The 22,053-nt window shown below is 44.8% G+C and carries 24 protein-coding genes and 1 tRNA gene; 7 read left to right on the top strand and 18 right to left on the bottom strand.

Annotation, left to right across the window (positions count from 1 at the left end):
• Positions 1–16 precede the first annotated feature (16 nt).
• Both ytxJ and PQG66_RS10100 read right to left on the bottom strand, forming a co-directional pair.
• Complete coding sequence (gene ytxJ / locus PQG66_RS10095) at positions 17–364, bottom strand: bacillithiol system redox-active protein YtxJ (protein WP_272037553.1); 348 nt, start codon at positions 362–364, stop codon at positions 17–19.
• A 123-nt stretch (positions 365–487) separates the two neighbouring features.
• Positions 488–901, bottom strand: a complete 414-nt coding sequence (locus PQG66_RS10100) for a hypothetical protein (protein ID WP_272037554.1) — start codon at positions 899–901, stop codon at positions 488–490.
• A gap of 279 nt (positions 902–1,180) precedes the next feature.
• Here PQG66_RS10100 and PQG66_RS10105 point away from each other — a divergent pair, with 279 nt between their 5' ends.
• The gene (locus PQG66_RS10105; RefSeq protein WP_272037555.1) at positions 1,181–1,714 is read left to right on the top strand and encodes a type 1 glutamine amidotransferase domain-containing protein; all 534 of its coding nucleotides are present in this window, start codon (positions 1,181–1,183) and stop codon (positions 1,712–1,714) included.
• A gap of 143 nt (positions 1,715–1,857) precedes the next feature.
• On the opposite strand, the gene ptsP is transcribed toward PQG66_RS10105, so the two are convergent.
• The 4 genes from ptsP to aroA form a co-directional block, all read right to left on the bottom strand.
• Entirely contained in the window at positions 1,858–3,618 is a 1,761-nt protein-coding gene (gene ptsP, locus PQG66_RS10110) for a phosphoenolpyruvate--protein phosphotransferase (protein ID WP_272037556.1), read from the bottom strand.
• Entirely contained in the window at positions 3,615–5,495 is a 1,881-nt protein-coding gene (locus PQG66_RS10115) for a glucose PTS transporter subunit IIA (RefSeq protein WP_272037557.1), read from the bottom strand. The genes ptsP and PQG66_RS10115 overlap by 4 nt, the downstream gene beginning before the upstream one ends.
• Before the next feature lie 160 nt (positions 5,496–5,655).
• On the bottom strand, positions 5,656–6,090 hold the full coding sequence (locus PQG66_RS10120) for a CoA-binding protein (RefSeq protein ID WP_272037558.1): 435 nt from the start codon (positions 6,088–6,090) through the stop codon (positions 5,656–5,658).
• Positions 6,091–6,126: 36 nt separating this feature from the next.
• Positions 6,127–7,422 carry a 3-phosphoshikimate 1-carboxyvinyltransferase gene (gene aroA / locus PQG66_RS10125; RefSeq protein ID WP_272037559.1) on the bottom strand — a complete coding sequence of 432 codons (1,296 nt, stop codon included), beginning with the start codon at positions 7,420–7,422 and terminating at the stop codon, positions 6,127–6,129.
• A 119-nt stretch (positions 7,423–7,541) separates the two neighbouring features.
• Between aroA and PQG66_RS10130 the strand changes: the two genes are divergently transcribed.
• On the top strand, positions 7,542–7,847 hold the full coding sequence (locus PQG66_RS10130) for a rhodanese-like domain-containing protein (RefSeq protein WP_272037560.1): 306 nt from the start codon (positions 7,542–7,544) through the stop codon (positions 7,845–7,847).
• 59 nt (positions 7,848–7,906) lie between these two features.
• On the opposite strand, the gene PQG66_RS10135 is transcribed toward PQG66_RS10130, so the two are convergent.
• The gene (locus tag PQG66_RS10135) at positions 7,907–8,416 is read right to left on the bottom strand and encodes a shikimate kinase (RefSeq protein WP_272037561.1); all 510 of its coding nucleotides are present in this window, start codon (positions 8,414–8,416) and stop codon (positions 7,907–7,909) included.
• 274 nt (positions 8,417–8,690) lie between these two features.
• Entirely contained in the window at positions 8,691–10,100 is a 1,410-nt protein-coding gene (gndA, locus tag PQG66_RS10140; RefSeq protein ID WP_272037562.1) for an NADP-dependent phosphogluconate dehydrogenase, read from the bottom strand.
• A gap of 213 nt (positions 10,101–10,313) precedes the next feature.
• On the opposite strand from gndA, the gene PQG66_RS10145 reads away from it, so the two are divergent.
• Positions 10,314–10,919 carry a suppressor of fused domain protein gene (locus tag PQG66_RS10145; RefSeq protein WP_272037563.1) on the top strand — a complete coding sequence of 202 codons (606 nt, stop codon included), beginning with the start codon at positions 10,314–10,316 and terminating at the stop codon, positions 10,917–10,919.
• A 138-nt stretch (positions 10,920–11,057) separates the two neighbouring features.
• Here the strand turns inward: PQG66_RS10145 and PQG66_RS10150 are convergent, their stop codons facing one another.
• Positions 11,058–11,657: a hypothetical protein gene (locus PQG66_RS10150; protein WP_272037564.1), complete on the bottom strand. Its 600-nt coding sequence runs from the start codon at positions 11,655–11,657 to the stop codon at positions 11,058–11,060.
• Positions 11,658–12,010: 353 nt separating this feature from the next.
• Positions 12,011–13,312 (bottom strand): MFS transporter, encoded by a 1,302-nt coding sequence (locus tag PQG66_RS10155; protein ID WP_272037565.1) that lies wholly within the window; start codon positions 13,310–13,312, stop codon positions 12,011–12,013.
• A 178-nt stretch (positions 13,313–13,490) separates the two neighbouring features.
• Here PQG66_RS10155 and PQG66_RS10160 point away from each other — a divergent pair, with 178 nt between their 5' ends.
• Positions 13,491–14,966: an aminotransferase class I/II-fold pyridoxal phosphate-dependent enzyme gene (locus PQG66_RS10160; protein ID WP_272037566.1), complete on the top strand. Its 1,476-nt coding sequence runs from the start codon at positions 13,491–13,493 to the stop codon at positions 14,964–14,966.
• A gap of 154 nt (positions 14,967–15,120) precedes the next feature.
• Here the strand turns inward: PQG66_RS10160 and PQG66_RS10165 are convergent, their stop codons facing one another.
• The 6 genes from PQG66_RS10165 to PQG66_RS10195 form a co-directional block, all read right to left on the bottom strand.
• The gene (locus PQG66_RS10165; protein ID WP_272037567.1) at positions 15,121–15,438 is read right to left on the bottom strand and encodes a DUF1292 domain-containing protein; all 318 of its coding nucleotides are present in this window, start codon (positions 15,436–15,438) and stop codon (positions 15,121–15,123) included.
• Between the two features lie 99 nt (positions 15,439–15,537).
• Positions 15,538–16,092, bottom strand: a complete 555-nt coding sequence (locus PQG66_RS10170; protein ID WP_272037568.1) for a copper amine oxidase — start codon at positions 16,090–16,092, stop codon at positions 15,538–15,540.
• 647 nt (positions 16,093–16,739) lie between these two features.
• Positions 16,740–17,159: an organic hydroperoxide resistance protein gene (locus tag PQG66_RS10180; protein ID WP_272037570.1), complete on the bottom strand. Its 420-nt coding sequence runs from the start codon at positions 17,157–17,159 to the stop codon at positions 16,740–16,742.
• A 424-nt stretch (positions 17,160–17,583) separates the two neighbouring features.
• Positions 17,584–18,153, bottom strand: coding sequence for a DUF6434 domain-containing protein (locus PQG66_RS10185; protein WP_272037571.1), 570 nt, complete (start codon positions 18,151–18,153; stop codon positions 17,584–17,586).
• 338 nt (positions 18,154–18,491) lie between these two features.
• The gene (locus tag PQG66_RS10190) at positions 18,492–18,833 is read right to left on the bottom strand and encodes a DUF4064 domain-containing protein (protein WP_272037572.1); all 342 of its coding nucleotides are present in this window, start codon (positions 18,831–18,833) and stop codon (positions 18,492–18,494) included.
• An 830-nt stretch (positions 18,834–19,663) separates the two neighbouring features.
• Positions 19,664–19,736 (bottom strand) — tRNA-Val (locus tag PQG66_RS10195).
• A gap of 177 nt (positions 19,737–19,913) precedes the next feature.
• Between PQG66_RS10195 and PQG66_RS10200 the strand changes: the two genes are divergently transcribed.
• From PQG66_RS10200 to PQG66_RS10210, 3 genes are all read left to right on the top strand, one after another.
• Positions 19,914–20,189 carry a hypothetical protein gene (locus tag PQG66_RS10200; protein WP_272037573.1) on the top strand — a complete coding sequence of 92 codons (276 nt, stop codon included), beginning with the start codon at positions 19,914–19,916 and terminating at the stop codon, positions 20,187–20,189.
• 278 nt (positions 20,190–20,467) lie between these two features.
• Entirely contained in the window at positions 20,468–20,911 is a 444-nt protein-coding gene (locus tag PQG66_RS10205; protein ID WP_272037574.1) for a GNAT family N-acetyltransferase, read from the top strand.
• A gap of 150 nt (positions 20,912–21,061) precedes the next feature.
• Positions 21,062–21,298, top strand: a complete 237-nt coding sequence (locus PQG66_RS10210; RefSeq protein ID WP_272037575.1) for a DUF3892 domain-containing protein — start codon at positions 21,062–21,064, stop codon at positions 21,296–21,298.
• Positions 21,299–21,399: 101 nt separating this feature from the next.
• Here PQG66_RS10210 and PQG66_RS10215 read toward each other — a convergent pair whose 3' ends face one another.
• Together PQG66_RS10215 and PQG66_RS10220 are read right to left on the bottom strand one after the other, a co-directional pair.
• Positions 21,400–21,681, bottom strand: coding sequence for a hypothetical protein (locus PQG66_RS10215; protein ID WP_272037576.1), 282 nt, complete (start codon positions 21,679–21,681; stop codon positions 21,400–21,402).
• Complete coding sequence (locus PQG66_RS10220; protein ID WP_272037577.1) at positions 21,665–21,892, bottom strand: hypothetical protein; 228 nt, start codon at positions 21,890–21,892, stop codon at positions 21,665–21,667. Before PQG66_RS10220 ends, PQG66_RS10215 begins: the two co-directional genes overlap by 17 nt.
• Positions 21,893–22,053 lie beyond the last annotated feature (161 nt).

Genomic DNA, 22,053 nt, shown 5'->3' on the forward strand with positions numbered 1-22,053 from the left:
TCAATTAAAATAGGCTTTAGGACTCACATAAAGTGTTAGCAAGTGTATATCTGGTAATATCTGTATGAGAAGTGTGCCAAGTCGGCATTCCTTTTTGTACCAGAATAACCTGAGGAGATTCGTGCTTAACACCTAATCTTTCAGCCGCTTCGTTAGATACCGGGCGGTCTTCAACTACGTAGATGATGCCATATTTAATATGTTCATTCGGAGAGTTATGCAAATAATCATTCATCTCCTGATAAGCATGCGCACTGATCGGACAGCGTGTGCTATGCTTGAACAGAAGCAAGGGTTGATCCTCCGTCGCCTGCACTGCGGAGTTTAGCTGTTCAATACTTGTCATTCTAGTCATGTCAGCCATTCGTTATACATCCCCCTTCAATCAGCAATACCGCCATGTTGAGCGTTTTCACTCCTCGATATCTTAACAAAAAGTGAGTAAAAAATCCAATTTTCATGAAAACACGCATTTTTCATTGCAAAACTAGACGGCATTTGAGAAATGTGCCTGCCACACAAAACCGGATAGCTGGCCAAGTCTGCGTTCAGTATCTTCAATCCAATCCTTATCCCCAGCTTTATGTGCGTAGCCCATAATATCCAGTAGTAAATCGATTCGCTCTTCCACAGCTTCTTTCATTTGAGATTCCATCTCCTGATCCGTTGCATCCGGGCTTGCCAGAAGCTGCTCATGAAACAAGTCAGCTAGTTCATTCTGTTCTCCAAATGACACATGTTGCTTCGACGGCTGTTCACCCAGTTTGTTGATGCATTCTGTCAGATCTGGTTTCACTGGCGGAAGTACTTCATATGATACACAGTCTGTACAAGCAAAGACAGGTACGTTCCGAATCTCTACCTTTTTGGCATATACGACGGTTCTTAATTCCAATTCCATAACATGGCCACATCTGCACGACTTGCGCACAACTGATCACCTCATTCGTTCTCTACTCTATATATGTACCATTCGACCTATTTCCGCCTAAATCCTGCTGTAAACTAAAGGTTGTACAAATTACCACTTTGGCCAGATGAAGGCTGTCGAATGCAGACTGCTGCTAATTGGAAAAGGCTTCATCCAGAAGAGTAATGTGTTTGCATGAAGCTACACAACGAATCTGATACAATATAAGTCATGATCTGCCAAATTCACTTTTAGAAGGAGAACTGACATATGAGACTAACAGGGCAAAAAGTCATTGCACTCGTTGATGAGGAATTTGAGGATCTGGAGCTGTGGTATCCGGTGCATCGTGTGCGCGAAGAAGGAGCCGAAGTACATCTGGCAGGAAAGCAAAAAGGAAAAACATATATCGGAAAATATGGGGTTCCTGCTGTAGCTGAATACAGCTTCGATGAACTCAGTAGCTCCGATTATGACGGAATTCTAGTCCCAGGCGGCTGGGCTCCAGACCAATTGCGGCGTTACCCCAAAGTGCTGGATCTCGTGAAGGAAATGCACGCAGATCACAAGCCAATCGGACAAATCTGCCATGCAGGCTGGGTGCTGATCTCTGCTAAAATTCTGGATGGAGTGACCGTTACATCTACACCAGGTATTCGGGATGACATGGAAAACGCAGGAGCAATCTGGAAGGATGAAGCGGTTGTCATTGACGGACACATCATCTCGGCTCGTCGTCCACCGGACCTTCCGCCGTACGGGAAAGCCTTCTGTGATGCACTTGCAGCCAAAGTTGGCAAATAAAAGTGAGATCAATGAACATAAGCAAAGAAAAACCGCTGTGCAAGAAACACACAGCGGTTTTTCTGATATCTTTTGGGAAAAATGGTACAAAAATGAATATATTAATATAAAGGTATTAAACGTCTGCTAGTATACACTTTTCTTTAGGATGCGTTGGATCCGCTTTGATCATCAGGACTCCCGGTCGCATCATTAAATGTTTGTAAACGCTGCTCAATATCACTGCTCGTTCTGAGGCTAAAACACTTGCGTGCTTCCTCTCTCGCATCCGTAGCCGTTGTATTCAAGACCCTATGCTTCACACGCAGTAATGACTGCGGAGACATGCTTAAATGACGAATTCCCAGCTCCAACCATAACGGAATAGAACGCTCGTCCCCTGCCATCTCACCGCACACACTCACATCAATTCCTGCCGAGTGTGCGGCGTCTACGGTCGTCCGCAGCATACGAAGTACAGCTGGATGATACGGATGGTACATATGGGCAATCTGTTCGTTCATGCGATCTACAGCCAGCACATATTGAACCAGATCGTTCGTTCCGATACTGAAGAAATCAGCTTCTTCTGCAAGCAAATCTGCAATCATGACAGCAGCAGGAACCTCAATCATAATACCGACTTGAATGTTTGAATCGTAGGTGAGGCCCCGCTCATCGAGATCAGCCATCGCTTCCCTAAGAACTTCATTGGCCTGCTGGAGTTCTTCAACCGATGAGATCATTGGATACATAATCTTCACATTGCCAGCCGCACTCGCCCGTAGAATCGCTGTCAGCTGCGTTTTAAACAGGTCTTTGTGGTCCAAACTGACTCGAATAGATCGATATCCAAGGAACGGATTATCTTCTTCGGGCAATTCAAAATAATCAAGCTGTTTGTCCCCTCCGATGTCGAGTGTACGAATGACAACCGGCTGTCCTGCCGCTTTCTCTGCAACAAGTCGGTATACCTCATACTGTTCCTGTTCTCCGGGGAATGTCGCACGGTCCATATACAGAAATTCGGTGCGGAACAACCCTACTCCCTTCGCACCGTGCTTCAACGCCAAATCAAGTTCCTTCACGGAACTAATGTTGGAAGCGAGCTTAAATACTGTCCCGTCTTTGGTCACCGCATCAACGGTAGCGAGCACTTGCAATTGTTCTTTTTTCTTCAGCTCTTTGTTACGGAGCATTGTGTATCGTTCAATGGTTTTGCGATCGGGTTCAGTAAATACCAGTCCATTATCACCGTCCACTACCAACAAGTCTCCCGTTTCTACCGGCATGCCAGCACTCGCTTCCAATCCGGAAACGAGAGGAATGCCCATGGCACGTGCCATGATGGCCGAGTGAGACGTCTTACCACCAATCAGGGTAACAATTCCCAGAACATAGCTTGGGTTAAGATGTGCCAGCTGCGATGGCGATAGCTCTTTGGCAACGAGAATATACGGCTGTGTATCTGAAGGAAGCGTAATCTCAGGTGCACCCAACAGATGCTTGAGCAGACGGTTGCCGACATCCTTGATGTCGATCGCCCGCTCTTTCATATATTCATCTTCCAGAAGATCAAACATGGTGACAAAATGATCTATTGCTTCTTTTACCGCAACTTCTGCCGCCTTGTACTGACGTTCAATGATACCTCGGATTTCGTTCATAAAAACCGGATCTTCCAAAATCGCCAGATGGGCGTCAAAGATACTCGATTCTTCGGGTCCTACGACTTCCTTAAACTCATTTTTAATAAATTCAATCTCATCCTTCGATGTGCGTATCCCCTCATACAGCCGTTCGAATTCCTGGGCAAGATCTACTGAATCCATCTTCTGATCGGGCAGATCCCATTCCCAGCTGGGCAGGACAAATGCTTTGCCGATGGCGATGCCTGCAGCTCCATTGATGCCTTGTATCTTCATTCTACCCCTCCAACGTTCCTGTCATAGAGCACCACGGACATGACGGATGCCTGACCTTTCTTTACTTGCTTGAATGGAGCAAAACTCCATGATTTTACACGATCCGGATTCGTAATAACCATCGGAGTCGTGAGTGATGCTGCCTGTTCACGTAATACCTCTAAATCAAATTTGATAAGTAGTTGTCCAGGCTCTACGGTATCCCCTTCCTGAACAAATGCCTCAAAATGTCCTTTAAGTTGTGAGGTGTCAATCCCGATATGCAGCAGGACCTCCACTCCCTCACGTGTCGAAATGCCCAGCGCGTGCATCGTTGGGTAGAGGTGCATAATCGTTCCAAAAACAGGTGACACCAGCTCCCCACGCTCCGGTACAAAAGCAACACCGTCCCCAACCAGCTTGGCTGCGAAAATCTGGTCTGGTACTTCCTCAATCGGAAGCATTCTACCCTGAACGGGTGCTGCAAACAACACCTGCTGCAAATCCCGTTCCAGCAGCTTCGCAATTTCTTCACGAATTAGCTCAGAATAGGTACCGAAAACCACTTGTACATTACCGCCGCCCAGCTTGATCAGCCCGGCTGATCCCAGATTCTTCATGGCGCTTGTATCGATAAGGCGATCGTCATGTACCGTCAAACGCAGGCGTGTAATACATGCCTCAACTTGTACAATGTTACTTTTCCCACCCAATGCTTCCAAAATTAGAGGGGCCTGATAAGGGATATTCCCAACCCAATCCTCCAACATTGACCCTTCTTCTCGCCCAGGTGTTGGTATCTTGAACGTACGAATCGTCCAGCGGAACAGGAAATAATAGGCCAGCCCATATAGTATGCCAATCGGGATAAGCTTCCAAGCATTCTCAGACAAATGGAAATTGAGTATGTAATCAATAACGCCAGCTGAGTAAGAAAAGCCATGACGTATATCGAGCCAATAACTGAGCCACATGGCTACCCCAGACATCACTGCATGGACAATGAATAGATAAGGTGCCGCAAAAAGAAAAGCAAATTCGATCTGCTCGGACACTCCTGTTAAAAAACATACAAGTGCGGAGGTAAGAAAAACCTTCTTGATCTTTGGTTTTAGATCTTCTCGGGCCTCCTGTATAATTGCCAATGCAATCGCAGGAATAGCAAACATCATAATCGGGAATAGTCCGGCCATAAAAAATCCCGCAGACGGATCACCTGCAAAGAAACGCGGCAAATCCCCTTGCACGATGTTACCGCTCGGCGTTTCATAGGTTCCTAGCTGGAACCAGAATACATTGTTGAGTAAATGGTGAAGTCCAAAAGCAACCAACACTCTGTACAACACGCCATAGATAAACAATCCGAAACCGCCAAGACTGTATTCCCATGTCGCAATGAAATTTAGCCCCTGTTGCGCGAGAGGCGCAATCCATAACATAAAGCAAGAAAACAGGGCTGAACAGAGCCCTACGATTAGTAAAACAAACCTAGAACCGCCGAAAAATTGTAAAATTTCGGGCAGTTTGATGCTTTTGAACCGATTATGCATTCCACCGGCTAATGCACCGAGTATAATTCCAATTAACGAAGCAGGCTGCACCGTGCCATCCCCAAAGTTCCGAGTGACCTGATCATAAATGACGATACCTGCGAGCGCTGCAAGTCCCGCTTGACCTGCCTGGTTGGAGAGTCCTAGCGCCACGCCGACTGCGAACAAATAGGGCAAAAAATAAAAAATACCGTGTCCGGCCACGGTAGACACTTCACCAACAACTTCCATTCCCCAGGCGTTCCAGGGCAAACTGCCCACACTGAGCAAAATGGCTGCAGCGGGGAGGACCATTGTAGGCAACATAACTGCTCTGCCGAGCTGTTGCAAGGATCCGAGCCAATTCATGGCGACCTCTCCTTTCTATCCTAGATGGTAAGCTTTACGCAGCATTTTGTCAAAGCAAAAAGGGAATATCAAACAGGAAAAATCCCGCGTCTTTGGAAGAACACGGGATACTCGTTTCATAGCATAGAGACAGGCGTTACCATAACAATTGTACAACCTCTTAGTTGCGGCCAGCGCCCCGCAGAACGATAGAATCTTCTACTTTGATACAACGATTGGTTACAGCCGTCATGCCGTTCTCTGCGGCAATCTGGACAGCCTCATCGTTATGAATACCGAGTTGAAGCCATAATACATTCGCCTTAATGGCCGCAGCTTCACGAGCGATTTCTGCACAAAATTCCTCACGCCGAAACACATTAACAATGTCAACAGGTTCCGGGATATCGGCGAGTGTTGCATATACCTTCTCACCCAGAATCTCTCCTTGTGCTTGCGGATTAACAGGGATAATTCGATATCCCCTGCTCTGCATCGCTTCCGCCACCATGTACGAGGTGCGATCTGACTTGTCTGATAAGCCGACAACAGCGATGTTGCCAGCATTGCGTAAGATGTGTCCAATTTCTTCTCGAGTAGGGTTGTTAAATTCCATGTTCAAGCACCATCCTTTTCTGCTTAACGTGTTAATTTACTCTTTTACCCACTGAACCGAGGCTCCAAGCACCTGCAAATGGTCAAAATATTGCGGATATGACTTGGCTACATGGTGTGCATCCCGAATACGGAGAGGCTGCTTGGCACGTAAACCTACGACGGTTAGCGCCATAATAACACGATGGTCATAGTGAGCATTGATCTCTACACCGCCCTCAACACCTTCTGGACGTCCGTGTACAATAATCTCTGCCTGACGCTCCTCGACATTAGCTCCTGCCTTCCGCAGTTCATTCAAATAATCCGTTATTCGGTCACATTCCTTGTAGCGCAGGTTCTCTACATTATAAAACCGTGACGTGCCTTCCGCAAATACCGCTGCGGCTACCATGGCCAATACGGCGTCCGTAGCCGCATCTCCGTCAAATTCAATTGCCTTTAATCTGCCATTCCCACGCACATGAACCACATCATTCTCATGCGTAAGCGGTACTTCCATCATACGAAGCACATCTACAATAGCACGCTCCCCTTGCTTGCTCTGCTCCATCAGTCTAAGAATCTTCACATCAGACTGTGTAACCGCTGCGGCAGCAAGTACAGCAGCCGAACCCGGATAGTCCCCTTGCACGGTGTAGGTTGTCGGCTTATAGGCCTGCCGACCAGGAACACGGAAGGACATATAATCATCGCTGGCATGAATGATGATGCCCGCTTGTGCTAGAACCTCCAGCGTCTGTCCAATAACTACTTTTGATTTGAGATCATGAAGAACCTCAATGGTGCTATCTTCTGCAAGCAGAGGGGTTACAAACAGCAAAGCGCTCAAATATTGGGAACTCACCGAGCCTGACACACGGATATGTCCCCCCTTGGCATTGCCGCCCTTAATAGTTATTGGTAGACGTCCTTGCTGATGATGAACTTCTACGCCCATTTGACCCAGGGCATCGATCAGATCATCATGAGGTCGTTTGCCAAGAGAATCAGGGTACGTGTTCACAAATGTAACTTCAGGGCACAGTGCTGTAACGCCCATAAGGAATCGAAGCACAGCACCCGCATTGCCTACGTTCAATTCGCGTACATCACGAGGACGGCTGCCAAAACCTTGAATTACAATTTTGGTGTCGTCTTCCTCCAGTACAGCGCCCAGATCACGAATACATCTGCGCATCGCATCACTATCCTCACTATGTGCCGGAAAATGAATCGTGCTTGTTCCTTCTGCCAGCGCAGCAGCCAGCAGATAACGGGTGGTGTAGTTTTTGGAGGACAAAGCTCCAATCTCCCCATTCAGATTAGGGGTAGGTTTAACGATAACGTCCATGATATTTTGCTCCTTCATTGAGTGGATTAGTGAAGCAGTGTAAGGCCAAATTGACATCCCTTGTATCCCTTGGGTATCATAAGAGGCGTTAAGTCCATATAGAAAAGAGGGACCTGAATATGACACAAATAGCTGAAATTCAACCATCCGAACTACGCCGCCGTTTACAAGCGGGGGAAAAGCTTCAGATGATAGACGTCCGCGAGGACGAGGAAGTCGCGCAAGGCATGATTGACGGTGCCAAACACATTCCACTCGGACAGATTCCAGACCGCTTGTCTGAGATTGACAAGTCTGGTGAGATCATTCTCATCTGCCGCAGTGGTTACCGCAGTGAACGAGCTTGTGAATACTTGCAGCAGCTAGGGTACGATGGCTGTAAGAATATGGTCGGCGGTATGCTGGAGTGGCAGCAGGAGGATTAACTATAAAAGCGGGCCGCTTCGGCCCGTTTTTTAGTTCACACTCTTCGGTGATCACAAGCTTAGACGCGGTAATGCGCTAAAATTAAACGAGTCACTTCGGCCGCAGACAGCGCAGTTGTATCCACCGTGTAGTGTGCAAAGCGATAGGCATCTTTTCGCTCTTCCATTATCATGCGAATCCGTTCCTCCGCATTACCTGCAAGCAGCGGACGATTCTCACAGCCACTCACACGTTCTACAATGACCTCAGGGTCTGCTGTGAGAGCAACAACCCATCCATTCGCTGTCATGGCTTCACAGTTATCAGGACGAAGTACAACGCCCCCTCCAGTCGCTATGACCTGTGCATCCTTCTCAAGTACCGAACATAACATCCGGTTCTCTACATCTCGGAAGTAAGCCTCTCCCTTGTCCGAAAATAGCTCAGGAATCGTACAGCCTTCCTTCTGTTCAACCGCGGCATCCACATCGATTAATGGATAGCCAAGCTCGCGTGAAAGCATCTCTGCAACGGTTGACTTACCTGTCCCCATCATGCCGATGAGAATAATATTTTTAGACTTGCTCAAGATGTACACTCCTTTAATTCAAGCATTTCGTGAGCACTTTTGTCCTATCATAACACAGCCCTGCACATGGGGGAAGGCTATCACTGCACAGTCTTCCTATCAGGTGCGTTTACAAGCACACCGGTTCTCGCCCAATATATCGTACCAAGGACGTCGTTGCTCATGAGATTCAGGTTTTCTGGATTCCAAGGCCTATATATTAAAAAGGGACCTGGAGGTTACCGGTATAATCCGGTCCTCCAAGCCCCGTATATTCATGCGTATGATTCGAAGATTACTCCATCCAGTTGTGGTGGAAGCTGCCTTCTTTGTCCACACGTTTGAACGTGTGCGCGCCAAAGTAGTCACGTTGTGCCTGCAACAGGTTCGCTGGCAAACGCTCTGTACGGTAGCTGTCGTAGTAGGACAATGCGCTGGAGAAGCCCGGTACCGGAATACCTTGTTTAACTGCCACAGCAATAACTTCACGCCATGCATCCTGGTAGGATTCTACAATATTTTGGAAGTATGGATCAAGCAGCAGGTTTTTCAGCGCTGCGTCTTTGTCGTATGCTTCCTTGATGTTTTGCAGGAACTGTGAACGGATAATGCATCCGCCGCGGAAGATCATCGCGATGTTGCCGTATTTCAGATCCCAGCCATATTCGTCGGATGCGGCACGCATCTGTGCGAAGCCTTGAGCGTAGGATACGATTTTACTTGCGAACAGCGCTTTGCGCACGCTCTCGATGAACGCTTTTTTGTCACCCGAGAATGCTTCTGTCTTAGGTCCGTTCAGGATTTTACTTGCAGCGATACGCTCGTCTTTCATGGCCGACAAGAAACGGGAGAATACGGATTCCGTAATCATGGACAATGGTACGCCGAGATCCAGCGCGCTTTGGCTTGTCCATTTACCTGTTCCTTTTTGTCCAGCAGCATCCAGAATCACATCAACCATCGGTTTGCCTGTTTCTGGATCATATTTGGAGAAGATGTCCGCCGTGATCTCAATCAGGTAACTGTCCAGTTCGCCTTGATTCCACTCTGTGAAGATTTCATGCAATTCCTCTACCGATACGTTCAGTACCGATTTCAGCAGGTGGTATGCTTCACCGATCAATTGCATGTCCCCATACTCAATGCCGTTATGTACCATTTTCACATAGTGTCCAGCACCGTCTGGTCCGATATATGTACAACATGGATCGTCACCGACTTTGGCCGAAATCGCCGTCAGAATCGGTTCCACCAGTTTATAAGCACTTTCCTGTCCGCCTGGCATAATGGAAGGGCCTTTCAATGCGCCTTCTTCTCCGCCGGATACACCTGTACCGATGAAGCGAATGCCTTTGTCTTCCAACTCTTTGCTGCGACGTACTGTGTCAGGGAAATATGCGTTTCCGCCGTCGATGATGATGTCCCCTTCATCCAAGTGAGGCAACAGCTGCTCAATGGTTGCGTCAGTAGCTTTACCTGCTTGTACCATAATCAGGATTTTGCGCGGGGATTCCAGAGAGGCTACGAATTCTTCAATGGAGAATGCACCTGTCAGGTTTCTGCCCTCGGCTTCTTTCAATAGGTCATGTGTTTTTTCAGGGGAACGGTTGAATACCGATACTGAAAATCCTCTGCTCTCAATATTAAAGGCCAAATTTTTACCCATGACTGCCAGGCCGATTACGCCGATTTGTTGTTTTGTCATCTGGTCCTCCATCCTTTACTCCAATTAATTTTATTGAAAAAAAATCTCAACAATATACCCATTTTAACGGTTTTATGTATGAAAGTGAACCCCGCCCCCGGGTCGTACAGCGAGAAATCGTTGTAATGGGCAGAGGTGTTCATCGTATTTTCATAAAATACGTTATTATAGGATCAGTCAATGAATCGATATTATGATTGGAGGAGCTTGCTGATGACCTTTGAGCAACTGTCAGATGAAGAACGATTTTCGCTAGATATCCGAAGGACTTATCTTTTGGGAACCTACATGAACGAATGGGGCATGCCTGAGCGTAGAATGATACTTTCCAAAATGGAACGAAACATTCATGTGGAAATGTACTATTTTCCTGCAACGATGCAGTCCGGTATATCTCGATTCGTCACTGTAGGCTTATCTCAAGCCACCCGGCCTTCAGGAGAACAAGTCGCCGCAGAGTGGATGCTTGCACTGCAATCGGATCTTGGCGGTGTAACTGTAGAGCGTGTCAACACCTATTTGGCAGATATAATTTCACATCATATCGAAAATGCCCCGAATTCCGACATTCCGCGCGTGATGAAATCAAGTGGACTAGCACCAGCAGAATGGACTGCGACTGCTCTATTAATTGACGAATTGCGGGGAGAAAATGAATCTCTCGAACATATCCACACGGGTCAAGGAACGGTCCCTCTGTTGTGGGTCATCCCGATTACTGCACATGAAGCCGACCTGATTTTGAATCAGGGAATCGAGGAATTCGATATCCATATGGAGAATTCGGACTACTCCATCATTGACCCATGCCGTCCTTAGAAAAACGCTAAATCATGCGGAGCCTCTTAACCAGTCCATTGACAACTTCCATGACATATCAAAGGGCTGCCCCTGGTCATTTCAAGACCTTTGGGAACAGCCCCTTTCAATAAAAAGGATACTCGAACACGGTTTGCCTCATCCTTCCAGCATCAACAGATGCCCGGACAATCGCCGCAGTGCTTCACGGCAGGCATTGGCTTTCTCTAAATTATTAATCTGTATCGCATCATGCAGACGTTCCAATTCATCATCTACTTCCATGCGCAGCAGCATAAGCCGCTCTTCGCCTTCGCGGGAGAGGAACATCTCTTCCATCTCTTCCGCCGTAGGCGCAGGTTCTTTTTGAAAAATAACCCGTTGTTTAAATCCGGACACTTCCACCAAACGAATCACTTCACCAAACAAAATGTTCTCTACCGTCATCTGCTGATCTTTGAAACGCTTCACCACAGCATGACCGCGCGTATCTCCAATCAACTTCTCCAGCCACTCAGCAAGCTTGGCATCCTTGATTAGATAGTCTCCAGTCATTTTGTAATTCCCGCTGCGCGTCTGTTGAAAACGGAGCTTTACCAGCTTGCGTCCGGTGCGGACTGACAAGATAAAGAAAGATTCATCCTCGCTCCAATATAGTGAATACCCCTCACGAATTAGGTCTTTGATTAGATTTTGGATATGCCGACGGTTGAACCGCAGCTCCAGATTGCAATATTCAACTTCATAACTCTTATTCACGGCACTCCCTCCATCTGTACCGGACTTGCTCCGGCCTCATGTTTCAAGCGTTTTTGTTACATCGGCTTACCCTATTTTATACTTCATTTTATGTAAGGGTACTTGGTTATTTGACTATTTTTCACCGAATGGGAATCGGAATTGCAGCTTGCTGCGGATATACTGCATATACAGGGGAGAATTAGTGACGAGTGTTTGTTCTCATATTAAAAAAGGAAGCTCCTCAACCGTGAACGGTTAAATGGAACTTCCCTTATATGGATAAGCATTGCATGTGATTAACTTCGAGTTATATGGCTCTTGCTTATATGGATGGTTCGTCTCTCTGACCGCGGTACTCTGGCACTCTTCATCTACGCCGCAGGTGCTGTACGGAATGGCTTACGCGCTAACACAAAATGAACCACAGCAAGTCCGGCCATCACAATGGCGCTGGCGATAAATGGAGACGGGTGACTGATATGATCCCACAACAGCCCTGACACAATCGGGCCTACAACCATGCCGGACCCTTGCAGCGTGAGAAAAAATCCCCATATCGCTCCTCGCTCACCCTTAGGAATCAATGTAGCAACAAAAGTGTTCCACGCCGGTAGGATCATGGCATAACTAACACCGACAAGCATGACGATACCAAATACAACAGGGATGGATGTTATGGCCGAGAAGGCAAACAGACTTGCTGCCGCCATCAAAAAGCCGATATTCAGAAATGGTTTCGTACCGAATCTGTCCACCATCTTCCCAACAGGCAGCAGTGCAATAACGGTAATACCTCCACCTGCTATAAGCAGCAGACTGTACAGGTTTGGTGAAATATTCAGATCTGTTCGTGTATACAACGTAATAACAGGGCTCAACAAACCGATTACAAAAGACTGCATGAACAGTGCCGGATATACGAGCGGATTCACATTGAGCGTTGTACGCACCCGATGTAATGTAAGCTTCACACTCTTTTGCAACCGAACAAAAGGCGTGAATACGTTAGGCTTGGCTGGGTACTTCTGTCCCGCTCTATTTCCATCCTTTACCCCTTCTCCCGTATGTCCTACTTGAGTCACAACACGACCCGGCAGGATCATGGCCACAAGAATGACAAGGATCGCACATCCTATTAAAATAAGAAAAATCATACGGTAATCATGACCGGTACGCTCCAGTATCCAGTTCATGCCCACAGGACCTAGTCCTGTACCTCCGAGAGCTGCCATCTCCAATGCGCCCATAGCTGTTCCATTTTTATTCTGAGGGCCTGACATGGCGGTTACCCCCGTCATTGCACATGGCCATAAAGGGGATGTACCAATCCCAAGGATTAGACAAGCCATAGACAGACCAAAAGCGCTTTTTAGAAAAAGAATCATTATAACTGCTATTAACATACAGATTAGAGCCGTGACCATTGTAGCCCGAAAGCCAATGCGTTCTGCTGCCCATCCTGAAGGGGCTCTGAACAGATTGTCCCCCAAATACTGAAGAGCAAACGCCACGCCAATCACGCCAGCGGACAATCCCAGAATATTATCCATATATACGGGGAGAACAGCGACCAACAGCGCCCCTTTGATAATCTCCACTAGGAAAAGTGTCAGCCACATCGCGATAAAAAACGGGGATCTTAGAATTTTGGCTGGTTTGATGTCGGTTTGCATTCTTTTTCTCCTTTCAACGTTCCATCTGCAGGGTCTTTACACTTAGTGTAACCGGGGGCATGAGAACCAAATCTCACCAATTCAAAATTTTGTTGTTCATACCGTTTGCATTCGGTTCTGATTTTGCTATACTCATCTTTGTTTACCATTTTATTAAGGAAGGGTTGTGACAGCACTGATGAATCACCACCGTACGCCGCTGTTTACCGCTTTGAAAGATCACGCGGCACTCAATCCCGTACAGTTTCATATTCCGGGACATAAAAAAGGATTGGGAGCGGATATCGAATTCCGTGAATTTATTGGCGATAACGCCTTCTCCATAGATTTGATCAACATCGCACCACTCGATGATCTGCATCAACCCACAGGTGTCATTCAGGAAGCACAGATGCTGGCTGCTGATGCCTTCGGGGCTGATTATACCTATTTTAGTGTGCAAGGTACAAGTAGTGCGATTATGACAATGATTCTATCGGTTTGCGGACCTGGGGACAAAATTATTGTGCCTCGCAATGTACACAAATCGGTCCTGTCTGCCATTATTTTCTCAGGAGCCAAACCTGTATTCGTCTCTCCTGCACAAGATGCCAATTTGGGGATCGACCACGGTGTGACGATTCAATCCATCCGTCGTGCGCTTGAGCGTCATCCGGATGCAAAAGCTTTACTTGTCATTAATCCAACCTATTACGGTGTATGTACTGATCTGAAATCCATCGTAGAACTAGCGCACAGCTATCAAGTGCCTGTTCTGGTCGATGAAGCACACGGTGTGCTTATTCATTTCCATGAGGACCTGCCACTGTCCGCAATGGCTGCTGGAGCCGATATGGCCGCTACGAGTGTACACAAACTTGGTGGTTCCATGACACAGAGTTCGGTACTGAACCTGAACACCAAAAACGGATTCGTTAATCCACAGCGTGTACAGACGATCCTAAGCTTGCTAACATCGACATCCACCTCATATGTATTGCTTGCATCGCTGGATACATCCAGACGTAATCTGGCTCTTCACGGGCACGAGATCGCACAAAAGGCCATCGATTTAGCGGAATTTGCACGACGTACGATTAATGACATTGATGGCTTATACTGCTTCGGAAAAGAACTGTTAGGTACTGAAGCAACCTTTAATTATGACCCGACTAAAGTTACGATTCATGTGCGCCATCTCGGCATCACAGGTTATGAGACCGAGAACTGGCTGCGTGAGCATTATAATATTGAAGTCGAACTCAGTGACATGTACAATATTCTGTGCCTCATTACACCAGGTGATACAGATGAAAGTGTAAATATCTTGATCAGTGCGCTCCAGGATCTTTCCCGCACTTATTATCAAGTCAATCCTGCGCATGAATTGGTTGTCAAAGTTCCCGATATTCCTCAGCTAATGCTGACACCACGAGATGCTTTTTATGGGGATACCGAAGTCATTCCATTCAAGGAATCCGCCGGACGTATTATCTCGGAATTCATCTACGTGTATCCGCCTGGCATCCCGATTCTGCTTCCAGGTGAGGTTATTACACAAGAGAACATCGACTACATCATTGATCATGTTGAGGTTGGACTGCCAGTCAAAGGGCCAGAAGACCGCAGCGTAACCAATGTCAAAGTCATCGTGGAAGCTGACGCTATTTTCTAGAATGCCATTGTCTAAGACGAAAAAGCACCAAAACAGTTTAGTAGTCAAAGGACCAGGCTCATTCCTGGTCCTTTTTGTCCTGTAAATAGGGTGAAAAAACAAAAAAAGGCCCCTCAGAATTCAGGAGCCTTCATGCGATATTTCAAAAGATTGATTACTCTTGCGAAGCAACCAGCTCGTTGTAAGCCGCTTCAACGCGATTCCACTCTGCTTCGTCTTCGATATTGTAGAGTACCATTTCTTCGTCTTCTTCTTCCATGCGGAGAATGATACCGTCAGCTTCAGGATTGTTACGCTCCAACAGCAGTGCATAAACGTGATCTTGCACGTCAAATGTTTCTACCAGTACCATCTCCACGTCTTGACCATTTTCGTCAGTCAGCGTGAGAAGGATTTCTTCGTGTTCATGATCGTGATCATGGTCTTGGCCGCAACCGCAGTTATCTCCATGCTCGTGTTTGTGATCGCTCATTGTAATACCTCGCTTCATCAATAGAAAATGTGTAACCTTGCATATCGTAACATGTTAACACTGCTAGGTCAATTTAACGATAAGCCCTTAATAGCAACCTTATTGGCTCAGCGCAGTAATGACTTTTTCAGCAATCGGAACATAGCTGCTGTTTGAATTTTCTTTAATATGAAAACTGATTCGGTACTTGCCGGCACGACTAAAATCATATGTGAAATCATTCGTACGAAACCAGAAGTTGTCCTTTTGTGTCGTAAGGCTCTGTGCCTGAATATCTTTTACCTGACCGCTCGGGTCGGTGATTGTGACTTTCACGGCGGCCACATCTGTTGTCAGGCTGTCTACTTGTGAGAATACATTGAATTTCAATTTGCCCACATTAACATTCCCAAACACAGTGTCTCCTTGAAAGAGAAAAATATGTACATTCGGCTTAATTACCGTTACTCGCTTGTTGCTGTTATCCCACGAAGCAAGACCTCCCGCTTCCCGGACAGGTACGTACGTCGTCCCATCAATTAAATAACCACCGTCCGACGCTTCCTTGCCATTAATAAGCACACGAATCTTCTCGTTCACAGAGTCCGCAAATAATAAAGACCCGCCCAGCAAGGAGAATACCATGACACACAGCAGTACTCTTTTCCATTTCATTCCGTCAAACTCCCCCCTCTGCTGTAAGCTTGTTTGTACATTTATACTATGAACGCCTATACAAAGTTGCGCTGTTTTTCATTATTTTTCATCTTTTATCCAAAATATTTACCTTGCATTGGTAAACATACAAAAAGGCTATCCTACTGTCAGGATACCCCTATGCCTAGATTGTTATATATGCGTAATTAAGCGAAGTTTCACGAAGATACATGACGGGTGAGTATACAGGGAACCCCTTTTCCGACAGCTCCGTCTTGTCTCATTCGTGCAGCATATTGCATCCCTTGTGAACAAGGTGTCTTGCAGCGCTCACAGACATCAGATGTGACCAATTTCATGGATACACGCATTTTGTCACTCTTTAGCGCAGGAGCTTTCTTTCCCTTAGCCTTTGTCATCTCGGATTCCCCATTTCCCTTAGTGCTGACTGAATACTGAATTATATGGGGAAACACCCAGTTGTGTGCTTTCGATTTGAGCAGCCAACAATCTGCCCCGTGCGGAGTTGTCACTATTCCTCCATCAGAAATTCGGCCGACCTTAAACTCAGCACGACGTTCTATACATAAGCAAAACCTCCGATTACTCGGAGGTCATTTTCATTTATTCATTTATTTTGTTAAACGATATATGAAGCATGCCACTTAAGCCCGTTCAACCTTCACATTAACATTACCTTTGATCGCTTTGGAATAAGGGCAATAATCATGAGCAAGTTTAACAAATTTCTGTGCACTCTCTTCATCCAATCCGAGGATTTTCACTTCAAGCTCTACATCCAGCTTAACACCACCGTCTGCTGGGTCTGCTACCAGTGAGACCGTTGCAGCTACAGTGCTGCGTTCGATCGTTACATTGTGCTTCTTCAATTGAAATTCTAATGCAGAGTTAAAACATGCACTGTATCCTGCTGCAAATAATTGCTCTGGATTGGTCGCTGTAGTTACTTGACCGCCAAGTTCAGGAGGTGTCGCCACGTCAAGCATAAATACGTTATCTGGAGATTGTACAATTCCTTGACGTCCACCTGTATTAATAACTGTCGTTTCAAATAGAGTTTTCATATTCAATCTCTCCTTTTTCGAATTAAATGTTGTGGTATGTTTTTGATTTCTTAAATACGTATTATTCACAATTGAATTGTACACAATTTATTTGTGTTTGTAAATAGTTTTCTTCACTAATTAAAGAAAGAGCCGCCATGAAGGCGACTCTTCAAAAAATCCGACAAGGATTCTCCTGACGGAATTTACTATACATATGGTTTCTACTATCCATTTACTATTCATATGGTCTGTACTTTTCACGTAGCTGTTCCGATTTTCTTTTACGCTCTTCAACATCCAATCTGAGAAAGAGACGAACTGACCTCGTGAGAAGCAGCCCGCTCCATATTAATCCCTGAATTAAGAGATGTGGTATGTTGATGGACAAGAAAAATCGTACTCTTCACCTTCACACTACAGTAAAATGTTGCGATGTACTTAACTAATAATTAGATGTGTATTTATTACTTCCAGGTAGTCTTTTGATTTGATTCCACGCTTCAATCGCTTCAAAACGAGTTTTCCCTTGATTTTTCGAGTCCGCGAAAAAGTCACGAATAAATTGATTGTATTCAAATTGAGGTGCAATTTTTTTCTTGTACGAGGGATCTTTCTTTCGTTCTTCTTCTTCAAGCCAAGCATTTACAGCATCATGATATGTTGTTCCAACATTATTTTTAAAATAATTTTGAATATAGGTGGAAAAGTGGAATTTGGGGATAACACTCTTAAAAAACGCCCTTACTTCTTGACTACAACGATGATTTTCCGTGATGACTGTATCAAGACTTAAAACTATTTGTGATTTTATCGTCTTATTCGCTCTTAATTTTCTTACAGGTTTTTTCTTCTCACCTGTCCTAAGAAATATTTCGATTCTATCGGAAATCTCTATTTTTGAACCAGAGGCACTCAGTCCATTTTCTCTGCAAAATGATTGCAATTCTTCTTTTAACCAATAGAATTCTTTAAAATTTTCGTTACTAATATCTTTTGTCAGATTTGGTCTCAAAATAAACTAAACCCCCATATCACTTATTGCCTTTGCCATCTTAGAGCAATTATCCGAAAACATCCTTAATGAAAATAAAGCCTATCAACTGGCGTACTATAAGGTTTTGGAATTCCCAAGTACATGAGAATCTGGAGCCCTTAAATGATAATAAACCAAATTATAAATTTACCCAAATCTGTCCTAATCCAGGTTTTGAGCCTCAGCTTCTTCATTCAGGTTATAAAATGTAAGAAAGCCTTGCATGACAATAAAAGGCACTGTCAGCGTTTATGCTAACAGTACCTTTTCACTGATTCTTTCGAATTTGTAATTCTATTGTATATTCCATTCAACTATTAGTTTGCAGGAACTTCTTTTGCTATGGTTTTTTTCTTGCTAAGAACACCCATAAAGCCTGCTACAATAAAGAGCACACCAGAAAGTATGTAGAACATTGAAATACTAATAAATCCTGCAATTCCACTAACCAACATGAACCAGCCAGCTAACTTCGGCTTACTGTTGCTCATTGCAGATCCGACAATCCCCAGGATACTGAATAACAGCGCTGAAATAGCTAACCCTGTCACACTTGAAGTACCACTGTCGGAAAATGCTGCATCAATTCCTCCGATCATTAAAGCCACGATAGATGCAATGATACCAAAGATACCAGCTATTAATCCCATTGCAAACATTTTTCTCCCCCTCACCACTGATTTTATAGAAACAGGAATATAGTACCACATAGTTGTACAATATTACATACTTATTTTTCATTCGGCAAAATATCACTAAGTCTTATGAACTATCCCTCCCATATAGCATACTGGAGGAATTAGTTTGAATAAATCTTTTTTACTACTCTCTGCACTCAGCCTTACAGCAGTCCTGTTAGCTTGTGAACAGAAACAGCAAGTACATCATCTACTACAGAAACAGAAACTACAGAGGACTAATAGAAGAGTATAGCCTCTACTAAAATCTTGAATAGGAGATACATTCAAAATGATTATGCATTTCGGTCACAAAATAGGAGCGACTGTAACGGTTGATCCTTTTGTTTTAGTCAAATAATAAGAAAAAATATATTTGAAAGAGAAGCACTTTTTAGAGTTGAGATGAGAAACTAGTCCAAATCTAGGTTATTAAGGATTCCAATGTTTTTAAAATTTATATTATGAAACGTAGACCACATGGTCTAAGCTCGTATCCTCGGTTCCATAATTTAAGCCTCACTCATGTCGTCATGCTGCTGAAGGCACGTGAGAACAACAAACGAATCGTCGAAAGAATAAATTGGTCAGCGTCAAAATGACTGACCGATAGTATTTGACTAAAGTATTTCTGGTGCCATTACTCGGCACCAGTTTTATAAAATACTGATCCAAATTATTCAGCTGTTTCTTGTTGCATATTAGGTATGATGTGAGCAAGGGCACCAATTCGGCACCAAATCATGTTTCGGCACCAATTATTTATCCCCTCAAATAGAAAAAAAGCCTTGCTACACAAGGCTTCCCGCGTATGATCTGTAGTGGGCTCGAACCACTGACCCCTACCCTGTCAAGATAGTGCTCTCCCAGCTGAGCTAACAGATCGTATATCATTCTCTTCAAAAGTTATGGCTTATATAGTGACCACAGCTCAATGAAATGAAGTAACAGTATCATACCAAGTAAACCTGCTCATTGTCAATCACTAATTCGGTTATATTTTTCCTGAATTGGAGCAGAATAATGGAAAGATGATCATATTCGGAAATGAGGTAAAATGCTGTGAAATACATTGATCGATTTGACGAAAAAAGTGACGGACAATACCACCCTAAACACGCTCTTCTCCGTGGAATTACTTATATAACGGTATGTGCAGCTCTTCTCCCCACAATGACCGGCTGTACATTACAGCGTGATGAACATACGGTGCAATTCCAGCAGATGCATCAACCAAATGAACAAAGTGAATCGCTGCCAGTATGGAGAGATGTCTATTCCGAATCCGTTGTACATGATGTGTATTCACCACAAGGAAACACAGAAGTTCTGCCATAATAAGGATGCATAGCATTCATACATATAAAAATGGAGGCGCGTTCCTGTTATTCTTCTTCGTCCCATTTGCGAGAATACGCTTTTTTGGTCACGTAGTATAACAAAGCAATCATGCCTGCCGACATGAGTAATGTAACTGCCATAATCGCTGCCATTCCCATAGATTGACCCCCTTCGTTATATTCCAATATGTACCAAACTTAACTATACAGGAAAAGCATTTTTTTGTATAATGCAGTCTGAACTTGTGCGCATGGAGCAGAAAGAAGGAATTCATTTTGGCAGCTGAGATTAGTTATGCTACAACAGAAGAAGAACTGAGGCAGGCATTGGAGATTCGACGACAAGTTTTTGTGGTCGAGCAGCAAGTCCCTCAAGAGCTTGAAATCGATCAATATGATGTCATCAGTCCTGATGCGCATCACATATTACTTCATACTGATGGCCAGGCTGTTGCTACAGGTCGTCTGATCTATTACAGCAAAGATACCGCTAAAATGCAGCGAATTGCTGTGTTAAAATCCCACCGTTCGTTTGGTTATGGACGAGTGCTTTTATTGGCAATGGAAGAACGAGCTCGTGAGCTGGGCTTAACCTATTCAGTGCTGGATGCCCAGTGTCAGGCACAGAAATTTTACGATAAACTCGGCTATGAAGTGATTTCCGATGAACCTTTCTATGATGCCGATATTTTGCACGTTCGCATGAGAAAAAGCCTGTAGTCCTCTATCACTTAAATGTTCATAAGTTACATTTCTCCTGACATTGCTCCCTACATAAAGCACTGCATAAGATGCATACTTATCACCGTTTCGGGCAGGCTATGAGGGTGTAACCTATTCCCCTATGCTCATGGAAGGAGAGTGTGACAGATGGATCAGACAACACGCGAGACATTCACAGCAGTACAAAAAAATGGCGATGGTGATTTGACTTCATTCCAAACCTCTACTGGCCGTATTCTGGATTACCAGCAGGCTCTAAATGAAGTACAAGCTGGAGCAATTGCTGGTGTCAACGTATTTAAAGGCAAGGATGGAGAAATGTATATTCGCGGGGATGCTGACGGTGACCCCACCAACAATCTTGACCAGCTTCCAACGTTCTAGACCTATCCTAATGATATGCGCCAATCCGAATGGATTGGCGTTTTTACTTTATCATATGGACTTAAACCTAGCGTCGCTATCCCTATTCTGATCCCTAATTATTAATAATCAGTAAAATATTTAACAGCACTGCCGGCAGGCTGGACTCTCCGTACAGGGCTCTGTTCCTGCTCCCATGCCTGCAAAATCTGTATATGTTCTATGGAAGATTGAGTATCCCAAGCGATGTAACCTTGTCGTTCCAGCTCCAGCAGTGATTCCCGAATGTGTGCTCGGTTACGTCCCGTTTTGTTTTCCAGCTCATCCATACGTGGAATTCGTCGTTGCTGACTTGCATAGTTAACGATAATACGCAAAACTTTACGCTCAAAGTCGTTCAGCATGCTTCATCCCCCCCTTCCGATCCTGAACGGTTACAGGACGCCATGCCAGAATGTTTTGCTCCAGAAACGTTCGCGGTGCACCTTCTTTGCCATCAGAAGCCCGAATCATCCCACCGCGTATACGGTTAATCCGGATCTGACGCTGAGTAATTTGTCCTGCACGATCCATATACACAAGCTCAACCATCTGGCCAACATATTTTCCTAGCATGATCATCCCTCCAATAATGAGAACGTTTGTTTGTATTCATTATTATATGCGAACATAAGTTCTTTATTCAATAGAAATAAAATGGAATTCTCGATATACAAAAAACCAGACCTGCTCCATAAGGAGCGATAGTCCGGTTCTTCACATTTGAAATATCATTG

It is taken from the genome of Paenibacillus sp. JJ-100 (genome assembly GCF_948329825.1).
Taxonomy (GTDB): domain Bacteria; phylum Bacillota; class Bacilli; order Paenibacillales; family Paenibacillaceae; genus Paenibacillus.